Here is a 14,363-nt window from a genome sequence, read left to right on the forward strand (position 1 = left end):
CGGACAAGCCTGAAGCGATCCGAATCCACTTGCCTTGCCAGGAAGGATGTAGAAATGACCACTGAAATAATAAAAACAGACACGCTTGTCGTGGGGGCCGGACAGGCCGGTGTGGCGATGAGCGAGCACCTGAGCAAACTCGGTGTGCCGCATCTGGTGCTGGAACGCAGCCGCATTGCCGAACGCTGGCGCAGCGGGCGCTGGGACTCGTTGGTGGCCAACGGTCCGGCGTGGCACGACCGTTTTCCGGGGCTGGAATTCGATGATGTCGACCCCGACGGTTTCGCCCCCAAGGAGCGCGTCGCGGACTATTTCGAAGCCTATGCGAAGAAATTCAACGCGCCGATCCGCACCGGGGTCGAGGTCAAAAGCGTGGTGCGCAATGTCGGGCGTCCGGGCTTCACCGTCGAGACCTCCGAAGGCGTGATCGAGGCCAGCCGCGTGGTCGCGGCAACCGGCCCGTTCCAGCGCCCGGTGATCCCGCCGATCGCGCCGCAAGACCTACGTCTGTTGCAGATCCACTCCGCTGATTATCGCAACCCGCAGCAACTGCCCGCAGGCGCAGTGCTGGTGGTTGGCGCTGGTTCGTCGGGCGTGCAGATTGCCGATGAATTGCAGCGTTCCGGCAAGCAGGTCTATCTGTCGGTCGGTGCGCATGACCGTCCGCCGCGTGCCTATCGCAACCGTGATTTCTGCTGGTGGCTGGGGGTGCTCGGCGAGTGGGATCAGGCGGCGATGAAACCCGGTCGCGAGCACGTGACCATCGCGGTCAGCGGCGCGCATGGCGGGCGCACCATCGACTTCCGTGGTCTGGCCCATCGCGGCATGACCTTGGTCGGCGTCACCGAGTCGTTCAGCAACGGCGTGGTGACCTTCAAGCAGGATCTGCGCGACAACCTCAAGCGTGGCGACGAAAACTATCTGGCGCTGCTGGATGCCGCGGATGCCTACATCGAACGTAATGGCCTGGATCTGCCCGAAGAACCCGAGGCGCGCGAAACCTATCCGGATCCCGAGTGCGTGAAAAATCCGCTGCTCGATCTGGATCTGGCCGAAGCCGGTATCACTTCGATCATCTGGGCCACCGGGTTCGCCGTGGATTATTCCTGGCTGCAGGTTGCAGCGTTTGACGACAAGGGCAAACCGCAGCACCAGCGCGGCGTGTCCAGCGAGCCGGGGGTGTATTTCCTCGGGCTGCCATGGCAGTCGCGACGCGGTTCGTCGTTCATCTGGGGCGTGTGGCACGACGCCAAACACGTGGCCGATCACATCGCCACCCAGCGTAAATACCTCGACTACAAGGATGCCGAGCAGCGTGAAGCGGCCCTGCACTCGACCGCCAGCACCAAAGCCGCCGATACCGTCGACGCTTGATTGCCCTCTTTCGCGGCGGTGCCCGGTGCGCCGCTGATCACCTCGTCTGGAGCTGTACATGAGCAAGCCAACCCACACCCGCATCCGTATGTTCAACACCAAGGACACTTACCCGAACCAGACCCTGGACAACGATTTGTGCCAGGCCGTGCGCGCCGGCAACACCGTGTATGTCCGGGGTCAGGTCGGCACTGATTTCGACGGCAATCTGGTGGGCCTCGGGGATCCGCGTGCGCAGGCCGAACAGGCGATGCGCAACGTCAAGCAACTGCTGGAAGAAGCCGGCAGCGACATGAGCCATATCGTCAAGACCACCACCTACCTGATCGACCCGCGCTACCGCGAACCGGTGTATCAGGAAGTCGGCAAGTGGCTCAAAGGCGTGTTCCCGATCTCCACCGGGCTGGTGGTGTCGGCACTGGGGCAGCCGCAGTGGCTGATGGAGATTGATGTGGTGGCGGTGATTCCCGAGTAAGTCGGAAGACCGAGTCGCGGCCTTCGCGAGCAGGCTCGCTCCCACATTGAAATGCAATCCCCTGTGGGAGCGAGCCTGCTCGCGAAGAGGCCGGCCCAGACACACAAGGAGTTAGACCATGACCTTTTCAATCGCAGCCCGTTGCCCCGAAACCGGCCAGTTCGGTGTCGCTATCAGTTCCTCCAGCATCGCCGTCGGCGCGCGTTGCCCGTGGCTGTTGCCGGGTGTCGGCGCGGTGTCAAGCCAGAACATCACTCTGCCCTCCCTCGGCCCGGAAGTCCTCGCATTGATGGAGCAAGGCCACGCGTCCGACGCGGCGCTGGACCAGGTGCTGACGCGCAACGGCTACAGCCAGTACCGACAGATCACCGCGATCAACCACCTCGGCCAGACCGCGCATTTCAGCGGCGCGCAAACCCTCGGCGTGCACAACGCGGTCTCCGGCGAACAATGCGTGGCCGCCGGCAACATGCTCGCCGGGCGCTCGGTAATCGAAGCGATGGTCAGTGCCTTTGAGGACGGCGAAGGCCAGTTGGCCGACCGCTTGCTCAAGGCCTTGCACGCCGCCCAGGCCCTTGGTGGCGAGGCAGGTCCCGTGCATTCGGCAGCCGTGGTGGTGGTCGGCGATCAGACCTGGCCGATCGTCAATTTGCGCGTTGATTGGGCAGACGCAGACCCGATTGGCCAGTTGCAAAAACTCTGGGACGCCTATCAGCCGCAGTTGCAGGACTACATCGACCGCGCCCTCGACCCGGCCAAGGCGCCGGGTTATGGCGTTGCCGGTGATGATCGATGAACAGTGTCGGGTTGCTCAGGACGTTGGTGGGCTTCGACACCACCAGCCGCGAATCCAACCTGCAGCTGATCGAGTTCGTGCGTGATTACCTCGCAGGCTTCGATGTGCCGTGCGAGCTGATCTACAACGCCGAGCGCAGCAAGGCCAATCTGTTCGCGACCATTGGCCCGGCCGAGCACCCGGGCATCGTGCTCTCGGGGCACACCGATGTGGTGCCGGTCGATGGTCAACCATGGACAGTAGCGCCGTTTGAACTCAGCGAGCACGACGGCAAGCTGTTCGGGCGCGGCACCGCCGACATGAAGGGCTACATCGCTTGCGTGTTGGAGTTGGTGCCGGCGCTGGTCGCTGCAGAGCTGCGCATGCCGGTGCACATCGCCCTGTCCTATGACGAAGAAGTCGGCTGCCTCGGGGTGCGCTCGTTGCTCGCAGAACTGGAGCAGCGTCCAGTCAAACCTTTGCTGTGCATCATCGGTGAACCCACCGAACTGAAACCGGTGCTCGGCCACAAAGGCAAACTGGCGATGCGCTGCGACGTGCATGGTCATCCGTGCCATTCGGCTTACGCACCGCTGGGGGTCAACGCCATCGAGTACGCCGCCGAGCTGATCGGCGAACTGGGGCGCATCGGCCAGCAACTGAAGGCGCCCGAGCAGCAGGACGCACGTTTCGATCCGCCCTACAGCACGGTGCAGACCGGAGTGATCAGCGGCGGCAAAGCGCTGAACATCGTCCCCGCCGATTGCCGCTTCGACTTCGAGATCCGCACCCTGCCCTCGCAGGATCCAACCCAGGTCGCGCAGCAGTTGCAGGCTTACGCCGAGCAGCAAGTGCTGCCGCGCATGCGGGCAGTGAGTGAGCACAGCGCGATTCGTTTCAGTGAGCTGTCGGCCTATCCGGGCCTGGCTACCGATGCGCAGAGTCAGGCGGCGGAGTTGATCGCGGCGTTCTGCGGTTCGCAGGAGTTTGGCACCGTGGCGTTCGGCACCGAGGGCGGGCTGTTCGATGCGGCGGGTATTCCCACCGTGGTCTGTGGCCCCGGCAGCATGGATCAGGGGCACAAACCTGACGAGTTTGTCAGCCGCGCGCAACTCGATGCCTGCGATGCGATGCTGCAACGGATGCTGGCCTCGATTCGCGCCTGATCCTTTCGGCCTGACTGCCTGCCTTCAAGCGTGCAGTCGGGCCAATTCCTCACGGCAATGATCAACGAACAACTGCACCGGTTTGGTCAGTTGCACCCGACGCAGCCAGGCTGCCGACAAGCCCGAGCCGGTCACGGTTTCCGCCAGCGGCACGCACACCACTTTCTGCCCGTCGTAGGTGTATTCGCCGAACGGCCGGGTCACCAGAATCGAAAAGCCGAATCCACGCCCGACCATGCCGCGCACCATCTCGATCGACGGCGAGCTGAAGACGATATGCGGGGTCAGTCCGCGCTCCTCGAAAATGCTCACGAAGTAGGTACGGCTGGGCACCACGTCGAGCAGGATCATCGGCTCCAGCACCAGATCGTGCAGCGAGACTTTCGCCTGTTGCGCAAAACGGTGGTCGGCCGGCAGCAAGGCGTAAGGCTGCTGCGGCGGCATCAGCGGCGTGGTGTCGATGGTGGTGTCGAGGTCATGTTCGAAGAGCATCGCCACATCGATGCTGCCGGCGGTCAGCGCCTGCACCAGTTCCTGTTGTTCGCCATCGCGAATACGGATTTCCACCCCCGGCCAGCGCTGCTTGAACCCGGCGATCAGGCGCGGCAGGTACAGCGGCGCGACGGTTTCGAAACAGCCGATATCGATCTGTCCGGAAACCACGTCGTTGTCCGCCAGCGCGTTCTGCTCGAACTCATGCGCCACTCGCAGCAACTCCAGCGCCTTGCGATAGAACCGCGAGCCACTGGGCGTCAGCGACACACCCTGGGCGTGATGGCGGATGAACAGCTGCACGCCGAAGCTCTCTTCCAGATGCTTGATCGCGGTGGAGACCGACGGCTGGGCGATATAAAGCTTGCGCGAGGCTTCGGCGACGCTGCCGCAATCGGCGGTGGTGACGAAGTATTTGAGCTGGCGCAGGTTGTAGGCGGCCATATAAAACCTCTGCAAGTGAGACAACGCTTTTGTGGTGAGGAGATTTATCTGTTGTCAGGACATTTATCTGTAGTCAGGAGGCTCTGTGGTGAGGGGATTTATCCCCGATGGGGCGCGAAGCGGCCCCTGTTTCTAAAGTCAAAAGAGGGGCCGCTTCGCAGCCCATCGGGGATAAATCCCCTCACCACAAAACTGTGTAAATCCAGGACAGAGTGAAGCCTGAACATACCGGAGCTACGCATTACACGCGGCATATATTTTTTAAGGTCTGAAGCAACAAACTTACTAATTTATCTATCCCGGGCCTTTGCACATGATCGCTTCAACAAGAAATGCGCCGTCCGTGTCGGCGCTTACCGAAGTACGTCCACGTACTCATCCTTGCCTTGGAGTTCGTCATGTCCACCTCTGCAACAACATCCGCGCCGCTCATTGAAAAACACACGATAGGATACGTGCCCCCCGAAGATCGCCACGGAAAGGTCAGGGATCTGTTCACGCTGTGGTTCGGCGGCAACATCGCGCCGTTGCCCATCGTCACCGGCGCGCTGGGCGTGCAGTTGTTCCACTTGAATCTGGTCTGGGGCATCGTCGCGATTCTGGTCGGTCATCTGGTCGGCGGCGTGCTGATGGCACTGCACTCGGCGCAAGGCCCGCAGATGGGCATTCCGCAGATGATCCAGAGCCGCGCGCAGTTCGGCTCGCTCGGCGCGCTGCTGGTGGTGCTGATTGCCGGGGTCATGTACATCGGCTTCTTTGCCTCCAACATCGTGCTGGCCGGCAAGTCGCTGCACGGCGTGCTCGACAGCGTGCCGGTGCCGGTCGGCATCGTCATCGGCGCTCTCGGGTCGGGGATCATCGGCATCATCGGCTACCGCTTCATCCACGTGCTCAACCGCATCGGCACCTGGGTGCTGGGGATCGGCATCGTCGTCGGTTTCGGCTACATCTTCACCCATATTCAAACCGATGACTTCCTCACCCGCGGCAGCTTCAACCTTTCCGGCTGGCTCGCCACCGTGTCGCTCGCCGCGCTGTGGCAGATCGCGTTTGCGCCGTACGTGTCCGACTATTCGCGTTATTTGCCGGCCGACGTCAAGGTCTCGTCGACGTTCTGGACCACGTATCTGGGTTCGGCGCTGGGCTCGAGTCTGGCGTTCATCTTCGGTGCCGTCGCCGTGCTCGCGACCCCGGTGGGCATGGACACCATGGACGCGGTCAAACTCGCCACTGGCTCGATCGGGCCGCTGATGCTGGTGCTGTTCCTGCTCAGCGTGATCAGCCACAACGCCCTCAACCTGTACGGCGCGGTGCTGTCGCTGATCACTCTGGTGCAGACCTTTGCCTATCGCTGGATTCCGACCGCCAAGAGCCGTGCGGTGATTTCGATCATCGTGCTGCTGGCCTGCTGCTTCGCCGCCGTCGGCGCGTCGAAGGACTTCATCGGTCACTTTGTCGACATGGTGCTGGTGCTGCTGGTGGTTTTGGTGCCATGGACCGCGATCAACCTGATCGACTTCTACGCCATCCACAAGGGCAAGTACGACATCCAGTCGATCTTCCAGGTCGACGGCGGTATCTACGGGCGCTACAACCCGCAGGCACTACTGGCCTATGCGATCGGCATTGCGGTGCAGATCCCCTTCATGAACACCCCGCTGTACGTCGGCCCGGTGTCGGCGCACATCAACGGCGCGGACCTGTCGTGGCTGGTGGGGTTGCTGGTGACGTCGCCGCTGTACTTCTGGCTGGCCAATCGTGACAGCGCCTATCGGCGGCGGATGATGGGCGGGAAACTGGTGGGCAGTCACTGAGATTGATTCGATGTAAAAAGAAGGCCCGCCATGCGCGGGCCTTCTGCGTTGTGGTGTGGTATTTCTTGTTGCCCCGACAGGCACCCACGAGACAGGGAAAACTCATGCTGCGAATTCTGGGCAAGGCGTCATCGATCAACGTGCGCAAAGTGCTGTGGACCTGCGCTGAACTGCAGATCCCGTTCGAGCGTGAGGATTGGGGCTCGGGCTTCAAACCCACCGACACCCCGGAGTTTCTCGCCCTCAACCCCTGCGCCATGGTGCCGGTGATTCAGGACGGCGATTTCACCCTGTGGGAATCGAACACGATCATTCGTTATCTGGCGGGCAACTATGGCGGCGCAGACCTCTACCCCGCCGAGCCGCGAGTTCGTGCGCGGGTCGATCAGTGGATCGACTGGCAGGCCTCGGAGTTGAACCGGTCGTGGTCGTATGCGTTCATGTCGCTGGTGCGCCAGTCAGCGAATTATCAGGACAGCGCCGCTCTGGCCAAGGGCATCGAGCAGTGGTCGCAGACCATGGGCATCCTCGATCAACAGTTGCAGAAGACTGGCGCCTACGTCAGTGGCGACCGGTTTTCCCTCGCCGATATCCCCATCGGGCTGTCAGTCAACCGCTGGTTCGAAACGCCGCTCGCGCATCCGGACTATGCCGCCGTCAGCGCTTATTACGAGCGTCTGAGCCAACGTGAAGGCTTTCGCCTGTACGGCGGAAACGGTACGCCGTGACAATCAGATCAACAGATCTTCATAAAACGCGCCGAACGGTCGCTGCGGGTGGGCGATCTGGATTTCCAGAATCCACACCCCGGCATTTGGCGTCTGGTCGAAATCGCCGAGATTGCCGCCGCGATGGATCGCGTGCGGGAAATCGCTGACGCGGTGGCCCTTGATGTCGAGATTGAGTTTCCAGCCCATGGTTTCAGCCTGATCGCTGGCGTAACGGTACAACTCGACACCGCTCACGCCTTGGCGCCATAACGCCTCGACGCGCTTGAACAGCTCTTTGGACGCCGCTGCACAGGCGATCATTTCCGGATCGGAGCCGGTGGTGAAGGTTGCGCCGGCATCGCCTTCGTGCCCCTGCCAGACCACGCCCATGTCAATGAAGAAAATATCGTTGTCACCGAGCACCGGATCGCCTTCGGAACGCTCCTTGAACGCCTTCAGCGTATTGGCGCCGAAGCGAATCAGCAGTGGATGCCAGATGCGGTCCATGCCCAGTTCGGCGAGAATCTGCTTGCCCCGCTCCTGGGCTTCGGACTCACGCATGCCGGGCTTGATCACCTGGGCGATGGCGTCAACGGCGTTCCAGGTCAGATTCTGCGCGTGGCGCATCGTCTCCAGCACAAACCGCTCACCGACTGCTTCTTTACCGCTCAGGGCTGCACTCATTTGCTTGTTCCTCATGGCTACGCTGTGTAGTTTTTTATATTGCGAAACGCCGATCAAGATACAGCCATGACACAACGTGTCAATTACTCTTCCGCACGCACCACACCGCGCTCCTCCAGCAAACGCACGAACATGCTCAAGCTGCGCGACACCGTGCCCCGGCGCCACACCAGCCAGGTGGTCAGATAGCGAAAATCCGCCGCCAGCGGCCACACGCTCACGGTTGCGCTGCCAGGCATGCTCTGCAGCATTTTGCGCGGCATCAGCGCCAGCCCGGCGCCGGCACTGACGCAGGCGAGCATGCCGTGGTAGGACTCCATCTCGAAAATCTTGCCCGGCACGGCAGCGTCGGTGCTGAACCATTTTTCGAAGTGATGACGATAGGAGCAGTTGGAGCGGAACGCGTAGATGTTCTCGCCGTTCACATCCGCCGCGCGCCGCACCGGGGGGTGATTGAGCGGCGCGATGATGACCATCTCTTCCTCGAACGCCGGCACGCCTTCCAGCGCCGGGTGCAGCACCGGGCCATCGACGAACGCCGCCGCCAAGCGCCCGGCGAGTACGCCGTCGATCATTGTCCCGGACGGGCCGGTCGACAGATCCAGATCGACCTTGGGATGCAACTGGTTGTACGCCGCGAGCAGTTCAGGAATCCGCACCGCTGCGGTGCTTTCCAGCGAGCCAAGAGGAAACGCGCCCTGCGGCTCTTCTCCCGCGACCGTGGCTCGCGCCTCCTGCACCAGATCGAGAATGCGCCGCGCGTATTCGAGAAAACTCCAGCCGGCGGGCGACAGGCGCAGACGGCTTTTCTCGCGAATGAACAGGTCGACGCCCAAGTCCTGCTCCAGCTGTTTGATCCGCGTGGTCAGGTTCGATGGCACGCGATGAATCTGCGCCGCGGCGGCGCTGATGCTGCCGTGCTCGGCAACGGCCTTGAAGATTTCCAGCTGCACCAGATCCACAGTCATTCTCCAATCGTGAAAGAAACGATCTTTATTATTCAGTTTCCAGAAAACAAACGCCACCCTACTCTAGGCCCATCCACTGAACTCGCAGGAGCCAGCCATGAGCCAGATTTCCAGCCAGACCCACGCCATCTCGATCAACCCCGCCACCGGCGAACAAATCGGTCACTACGCCTTTGAATCCGCCGAAGCCCTCGACGCCGCGCTGACCCGCGCCGCATTCGGTTTCTCGAAATGGAAACGCAAGCCGCTGCAGGATCGCTCCCGCGCCCTCACCGCCCTCGCTGGCGCCCTACGCGAAACCGCCGAAGCCATGGCGACCATGATTACCCTGGAAATGGGCAAGCCGATCGCCCAGGCCCGTGGCGAAATCGAGAAATGCGCCAAGCTCTGCGAGTGGTATGCCGAACACGGCCCGGCGATGCTCGACGCCGAACCGACTCAGGTCGAAGGCGGCAAGGCGCGCATCGAGTACCGACCACTCGGCCCGATCCTCGCGGTGATGCCGTGGAACTTCCCGATCTGGCAAGTGCTGCGCGGTGCCGTTCCGGCACTGATCGCCGGCAACACTTACGTGCTCAAACATGCGCCAAACGTGATGGGCAGCGCCTACCTGCTGCGCGACGCCTTTAAACGCGCCGGTTTTGCCGATGGCGTGTTTGAAGTGATCAACGTCACCCCGGAAGGCGTTTCCACCGCCATCGCCGACCCGCGCATCGCTGCTGTAACCCTGACCGGCAGCGTCCGTGCCGGCATGGCCATCGGTGCTCAGGCCGGTGCCGCGCTAAAGAAGTGCGTGCTGGAACTGGGTGGTTCCGACCCGTTCATCGTGCTCAATGATGCGGATCTTGATGAGGCCGTGCAGGCTGCCGTCATCGGTCGCTACCAGAACTCCGGCCAGGTCTGCGCCGCGGCCAAGCGCCTGATCATCGAAGAGGACGTGGTCGAGGAGTTCACCCGCAAATTCGTCGAGGCCACGCGTCAATTGAAAGTCGGCGATCCGCTGTCCGCCGACACCTACATCGGGCCGATGGCGCGTTTCGATCTGCGTGATGAACTCGACCAGCAAGTGCGCGACACCCTCGAAGAAGGCGCCACCCTGTTGCTTGGCGGCGGCAAGGCGCAAGGCCCGGGCAACTACTACGAGCCAACCGTGCTGGCCGATGTCACCGACCGCATGACCTCGTTCAAACAGGAACTGTTCGGCCCGGTCGCCTCGATCATCACCGCCCGCGATTGCGCCCACGCCATCGCCCTGGCCAACGACAGCGACTTCGGCCTGACCGCGACGATCTACACCGCCAACGTCGCACTGGCCCAGCAACTGACCAGCGAACTGGACACCGGCGGCGTGTTCATCAACGGCTACTCCGCCAGCGACCCGCGCGTGACCTTCGGTGGCGTGAAGAAAAGCGGTTTCGGCCGCGAGCTCTCGCACTTCGGCGTGCGCGAGTTCTGCAATGCGCAGACCGTGTGGCTGGATCGCAAATAATCAGGACTCCAACACGCACTGGTGGGAGTGGGCTTGCTCACGAAGGGGCCGGCATGTTCAGCATTGATAGTGACTGACCTGACGCCTTCGCGAGCAAGCCCGCTCCCACACTCGAAAATTCCGCACACACCGCTATAGCAAGTCGGGCGCTGTTTTTTGCGGCTGCGCAACCGCCCGCCCCTTGCTCAACAACCCGAGCACCACCGCCGCCGAGGCCAGGGTAATCAGCGTAAGGATGTGCAACAGGTACTGAAACGCCGTGGCATAACCCTGCACTAGACGCTCTTTGGCCAGCCCCGGAACGGTGTTGAGCGCATGCGCCATGTCCCCCATGGTGACCCGGTGCGCGGTCTCGGCAATCAACGCCGCATCGACACTGCCTGCCACTGCCCCCGTCAGATCGGTATGCAGCAGCGAAGTCAGCACTGCGCCCACCACCGCCAGCGCAATACCCTCACCCGCCACGCGCACGGTATTGAAGATCCCCGCCGCCATCCCCGCGCGCTCTTTCGGTACGACGCTGACCGACAGACCATCCATCAAGCCCCACGGCAAACCGGTGCCAATCCCGATCAACAGCATCGCAATGACCAAGGCGGATTCTGGCTCGCCGACGTTGTACAGGCTCAACCCGTGCAAGCCCACCGCAGCGATCAGAAAACCGATCCCCGACAGGATTCCCGCCGAGACAAACCGGGTCAGCGACGCCGCCAGCATCGGTACCACCAGCATGGGCGCCGACAGCGCCAGCAACAGCAGGCCGGCGTCGATTTCGCTCAAGCCTTCCACGCCGATAAAGCGCAATGGCAACATCACCACCAGCACGATGTAGCAAAAACAGGTGCCGATCGGCAGCATCTGCACGCCGATGAAGCGCGGAAAACGCAACAGGGTCAGATCGAGCATCGGATGTTTGACGCGCTTTTCGATGATCACGAACAACCCCAGCAACAATGCCGAAGCGCCCAGCAGACCGCCCACCAGCGGGCTGCCCCAACCGCTTTCCGGGGCCTGAATCACGCCGACGGTGAACAGCGCCAGCATCGCACTGAAGGTGATCGTGCCCGGCCAATCCAGTCCCGTGGCATCCGGGTTGCGGCTTTCGCGCATGCGGGGCAGGCCGAAGACCATGGCGATCACGCCGATCAGCGCGGTGAAAACAAAAATCGCCCGCCAGTTGAACACCTCGATTAATGCACCGGCCAGCAGCGGCCCGAAAGCCAGACCGATGCCGAATGTGGTACCGAGTACGCTGTACGCGCGGGTCCGCGCATGGCCTTCGAATTCCTGCGCCAGCGACGCTGAACCGCTGGCCAACGCCGCAGCACCGGCCACGCCCTGCACCGCACGCAGCCCATCCAGCCAGTACACCGACGGTGCCAGGCTCTGCGCAATCGATGCTGCGGTGAACAGCAACATGCCGAAGCTGAACAGGCGTTTACGCCCATAGACGTCGGCCAACGCTCCCGCCGCCATCAGCAAACTGCCGAACGACAACATGAACGCATTGGTGATCCAGGTCAGGGCCACGGGACTTCCGCCCAGATCACGGCCAATGGCGGGCGTCGCCACCGCGCCACCGGTAAAACTCAAGGGCAGTACCAATGCCGACAGGCACACGGCCGCGAGGATCAGCAGCTTGTTATGCGCGCCTGGTTGATGAGCGACCGTTGTCATGTATTCATCCTTTAAAGAAATTGCCAGGCTGCGACTTTAAGGCCGTTAGATTGATGCGATAATCCCAGCAATTTTGCATGACTTTGTGAAAGGGATTCACAGATGAAATCACCCTCAGCGGCAGACCTTTGCGTATTTCTCTGTACGGCGCAGCACTTGAATTTCAGCAAGGCCGCCGTCGAACTCGGGCTCACCCCGTCAGCCCTGAGCCATTCGGTAAAGGCTTTGGAGAATCGCCTCGGTGTGCGTCTGTTCAATCGCACCACCCGCAGCGTGGCGTTGACCGAGGCCGGTGAGCGCCTGTACGCGCGCCTGAAACCGGCTTTCCGCGACATTGACGACGCACTGGAAGACCTCAACCATTTTCGCGACAAACCCGCCGGCAACCTGCGTATCACCTGCGGACGCCAGGCGTGCGAACTGGTATTGCTGCCGATCGCCAGCGAGTTCTTGCAGTCGTATCCGGACATTCGCATGGAGGTGGTCGAAAGCGAAGCATTGCTCGATATCGTCGCTGGTGGATTTGATGCGGGCGTGCGCTTTGGCGATCGACTGCAGGCCGACATGGTCTCGCTGCCGATTGGCCCGGCGATGCGTTCGGTGGTGGTCGCTTCGCCGGCATTCCTCGAACGCCATCCTGCGCCGCAAAAACCCGAAGATCTGCACGACTTGCCGTGCCTGCGCCACCGCTACCCCAGTGGCGCCCTGTATCGCTGGGAATTCGAACGCGATGGCATTGCCCAGGAAATCGAGGTCAACGGCCCGCTGACCCTGGGCGACGTCAGCTTGATGGTCGGCCCTGCACTGCAAGGTCTGGGATTGGCGTATGTGTTCGATGACATGGTCAGCGAACACTTGGCATCGGGGCGTCTGGTTCAGCTGTTGGCCGACTGGTGCCCCTACTATCCGGGCCTGCATCTGTACTACCCGAGCAGGCGCCACGTACCGGCGCCGCTCAAGGCTTTTATCGACTTCGCGCGCGAGCGCAGTGGTCACTAGGGCTTACAGATATTTCAGCCAGGCAATATCGCGGCGCCGCGATTTCAGCGCGGAAAACCAGCGCACCGCCGGGTACAGCGCAACCGCCAACAGCACGGATGCCAGCCAGATTGCCGGTACCGAGTCGAATCCGAAATGGCTGCCCTGATTCAGTCCGAACAGCGCCAGCGCCATCAGGTACAGCACCTTCAGCATGTACAGATGCAACAGATAAAAGAACATCGGTGCCGAACCGAAGACCGTCAGCCAGCGAATCCAGCGGCGCGTCTGCAGCCGTTCGAACACCAGCAACAACAGCAATCCGATGCTCACCGTCAGGGTGATGAACAGCAGCGATGGCGGGTACTTGGTGATGTTGAAAAACGCCATCAGCGTTTGCACGGTCGTGTCTTCAACCGCCCAAGGCTTTTCGCCGTATCCGTTGAGCAACCGCAGCCCGACGAAACCCAGCAGTCCGGCGATACCAGCCAGCAACAGGCACTGCTGACGAACTCCGGCGTCGGCCGCACGGGCAAACCACGGGCCCAGCGCATAACCCAGACCGATCACGCCGATCCACGGCAACAGCGGATACGAAGTGCGCAAGCGCAGACTGTCACCGACCTCGATCCAGCCCCGATCATGCAGGATCGCCCATGGCACATGCAGTGCCGACTCCAGCGCGAAATGCAGCCCGTCCAGCAGGTTATGCCCGGCAATAATCGCCAGACTCAGCGTCAGCAACAGCCAGCGCGGCAACCAGACCAGCAGCGACAACGCGATCATGCTCAAGCCAATCGCCCAGATCACCTGCAGATAGATCACGCTCGGCGGCAACTGAAACGTCCATGCAAAATTCACCAACGTGAATTCCAGCACCACCAGAAACAGCCCACGCTTGAACAGGAAGGCACTGACATCGGCCTTGCCCGCGTACTTCTCGCCGAACAGCCACGCAGACAATCCGGTCAGCAACACGAACACCGGTGCGCACAGATGCGCCAACGTGCGACTGAAAAACAACGCCGGCTCGGTGTTGGCGATGTCCATCGGGTCGGACACCTGACGATGCAACAGGAACGTCTCGCGTACGTGATCCAGCAGCATGAACAGGATCACCAGACCTCGTAACGCATCAATGGACAGCAAGCGGCCGGTCGGCAGCGGGTTGGAACGGGTACACACAATCGTCATGGAGATTTCGCCAACGAGCAAATGAATCAGGGGATCGCAACCGCACGCCCCGCCAAAAATTCACGTTACTCTATAACATTAAAATGTCGATTCCCAACCCAAACGACATTTGCCCAATCACGT

The 14,363-nt window shown here is 61.7% G+C and carries 13 protein-coding genes; 8 read left to right on the forward strand and 5 right to left on the reverse strand.

Going from position 1 to position 14,363, the window contains the following annotated elements:
• Positions 1–54: 54 nt before the first annotated feature.
• The 4 genes from HDC30_RS02475 to argE all read left to right on the forward strand — a co-directional run bounded on the left by HDC30_RS02475 (position 55) and on the right by argE (position 3,790).
• Positions 55–1,374, forward strand: coding sequence for an NAD(P)/FAD-dependent oxidoreductase (locus HDC30_RS02475; RefSeq protein ID WP_183780501.1), 1,320 nt, complete (start codon positions 55–57; stop codon positions 1,372–1,374).
• Between the two features lie 58 nt (positions 1,375–1,432).
• Positions 1,433–1,849, forward strand: a complete 417-nt coding sequence (locus tag HDC30_RS02480) for a RidA family protein (RefSeq protein ID WP_003225869.1) — start codon at positions 1,433–1,435, stop codon at positions 1,847–1,849.
• A gap of 118 nt (positions 1,850–1,967) precedes the next feature.
• Complete coding sequence (locus HDC30_RS02485; RefSeq protein WP_183780503.1) at positions 1,968–2,645, forward strand: DUF1028 domain-containing protein; 678 nt, start codon at positions 1,968–1,970, stop codon at positions 2,643–2,645.
• The gene (gene argE / locus HDC30_RS02490) at positions 2,642–3,790 is read left to right on the forward strand and encodes an acetylornithine deacetylase (protein WP_183780505.1); all 1,149 of its coding nucleotides are present in this window, start codon (positions 2,642–2,644) and stop codon (positions 3,788–3,790) included. The genes HDC30_RS02485 and argE overlap by 4 nt, the downstream gene beginning before the upstream one ends.
• Before the next feature lie 24 nt (positions 3,791–3,814).
• Here argE and HDC30_RS02495 read toward each other — a convergent pair whose 3' ends face one another.
• Positions 3,815–4,726: a LysR family transcriptional regulator gene (locus HDC30_RS02495; RefSeq protein WP_095136462.1), complete on the reverse strand. Its 912-nt coding sequence runs from the start codon at positions 4,724–4,726 to the stop codon at positions 3,815–3,817.
• 398 nt (positions 4,727–5,124) lie between these two features.
• Between HDC30_RS02495 and HDC30_RS02500 the strand changes: the two genes are divergently transcribed.
• Together HDC30_RS02500 and HDC30_RS02505 are read left to right on the forward strand one after the other, a co-directional pair.
• A complete protein-coding gene (locus tag HDC30_RS02500; RefSeq protein ID WP_183780507.1) occupies positions 5,125–6,540 on the forward strand; it encodes a cytosine permease in 1,416 nt (471 codons plus the stop codon).
• Positions 6,541–6,644: 104 nt separating this feature from the next.
• Positions 6,645–7,268 carry a glutathione S-transferase family protein gene (locus HDC30_RS02505; RefSeq protein ID WP_183780509.1) on the forward strand — a complete coding sequence of 208 codons (624 nt, stop codon included), beginning with the start codon at positions 6,645–6,647 and terminating at the stop codon, positions 7,266–7,268.
• Positions 7,269–7,271: 3 nt separating this feature from the next.
• Here the strand turns inward: HDC30_RS02505 and HDC30_RS02510 are convergent, their stop codons facing one another.
• Positions 7,272–7,934, reverse strand: a complete 663-nt coding sequence (locus tag HDC30_RS02510; RefSeq protein WP_027612998.1) for a M24 family metallopeptidase — start codon at positions 7,932–7,934, stop codon at positions 7,272–7,274.
• Between the two features lie 83 nt (positions 7,935–8,017).
• Entirely contained in the window at positions 8,018–8,896 is an 879-nt protein-coding gene (ptrR, locus tag HDC30_RS02515; RefSeq protein WP_096796445.1) for a putrescine utilization regulator PtrR, read from the reverse strand.
• A gap of 103 nt (positions 8,897–8,999) precedes the next feature.
• Here ptrR and HDC30_RS02520 point away from each other — a divergent pair, with 103 nt between their 5' ends.
• On the forward strand, positions 9,000–10,391 hold the full coding sequence (locus tag HDC30_RS02520) for an aldehyde dehydrogenase family protein (RefSeq protein ID WP_183780511.1): 1,392 nt from the start codon (positions 9,000–9,002) through the stop codon (positions 10,389–10,391).
• A 132-nt stretch (positions 10,392–10,523) separates the two neighbouring features.
• On the opposite strand, the gene HDC30_RS02525 is transcribed toward HDC30_RS02520, so the two are convergent.
• A complete protein-coding gene (locus HDC30_RS02525) occupies positions 10,524–12,068 on the reverse strand; it encodes an MFS transporter (protein WP_183780514.1) in 1,545 nt (514 codons plus the stop codon).
• Positions 12,069–12,170: 102 nt separating this feature from the next.
• Between HDC30_RS02525 and HDC30_RS02530 the strand changes: the two genes are divergently transcribed.
• Entirely contained in the window at positions 12,171–13,067 is an 897-nt protein-coding gene (locus HDC30_RS02530) for a LysR family transcriptional regulator (protein ID WP_183780518.1), read from the forward strand.
• A 3-nt stretch (positions 13,068–13,070) separates the two neighbouring features.
• Here the strand turns inward: HDC30_RS02530 and HDC30_RS02535 are convergent, their stop codons facing one another.
• Positions 13,071–14,240 carry a DUF1624 domain-containing protein gene (locus HDC30_RS02535; protein ID WP_183780521.1) on the reverse strand — a complete coding sequence of 390 codons (1,170 nt, stop codon included), beginning with the start codon at positions 14,238–14,240 and terminating at the stop codon, positions 13,071–13,073.
• Positions 14,241–14,363: the final 123 nt, after the last annotated feature.

Origin of the sequence: Pseudomonas sp. JAI115 (assembly GCF_014200835.1) — a bacterium.
Taxonomy (GTDB): Bacteria; Pseudomonadota; Gammaproteobacteria; order Pseudomonadales; family Pseudomonadaceae; genus Aquipseudomonas; species Aquipseudomonas putida_A.

Excerpts from the sequence above, each read along its gene's own strand:
- HDC30_RS02475 (WP_183780501.1), top strand. The coding sequence starts at position 55 with ATGACCACTGAAATAATAAAAACAGACACGCTTGTCGTGGGGGCCGGA.
- HDC30_RS02480 (WP_003225869.1), top strand. The coding sequence starts at position 1,433 with ATGAGCAAGCCAACCCACACCCGCATCCGTATGTTCAACACCAAGGAC.
- HDC30_RS02485 (WP_183780503.1), top strand. The coding sequence starts at position 1,968 with ATGACCTTTTCAATCGCAGCCCGTTGCCCCGAAACCGGCCAGTTCGGT.
- argE (WP_183780505.1), top strand. The coding sequence starts at position 2,642 with ATGAACAGTGTCGGGTTGCTCAGGACGTTGGTGGGCTTCGACACCACC.
- HDC30_RS02495 (WP_095136462.1), bottom strand. The coding sequence starts at position 4,726 with ATGGCCGCCTACAACCTGCGCCAGCTCAAATACTTCGTCACCACCGCC.
- HDC30_RS02500 (WP_183780507.1), top strand. The coding sequence starts at position 5,125 with ATGTCCACCTCTGCAACAACATCCGCGCCGCTCATTGAAAAACACACG.
- HDC30_RS02505 (WP_183780509.1), top strand. The coding sequence starts at position 6,645 with ATGCTGCGAATTCTGGGCAAGGCGTCATCGATCAACGTGCGCAAAGTG.
- HDC30_RS02510 (WP_027612998.1), bottom strand. The coding sequence starts at position 7,934 with ATGAGTGCAGCCCTGAGCGGTAAAGAAGCAGTCGGTGAGCGGTTTGTG.
- HDC30_RS02520 (WP_183780511.1), top strand. The coding sequence starts at position 9,000 with ATGAGCCAGATTTCCAGCCAGACCCACGCCATCTCGATCAACCCCGCC.
- HDC30_RS02525 (WP_183780514.1), bottom strand. The coding sequence starts at position 12,068 with ATGACAACGGTCGCTCATCAACCAGGCGCGCATAACAAGCTGCTGATC.
- HDC30_RS02530 (WP_183780518.1), top strand. The coding sequence starts at position 12,171 with ATGAAATCACCCTCAGCGGCAGACCTTTGCGTATTTCTCTGTACGGCG.
- HDC30_RS02535 (WP_183780521.1), bottom strand. The coding sequence starts at position 14,240 with ATGACGATTGTGTGTACCCGTTCCAACCCGCTGCCGACCGGCCGCTTG.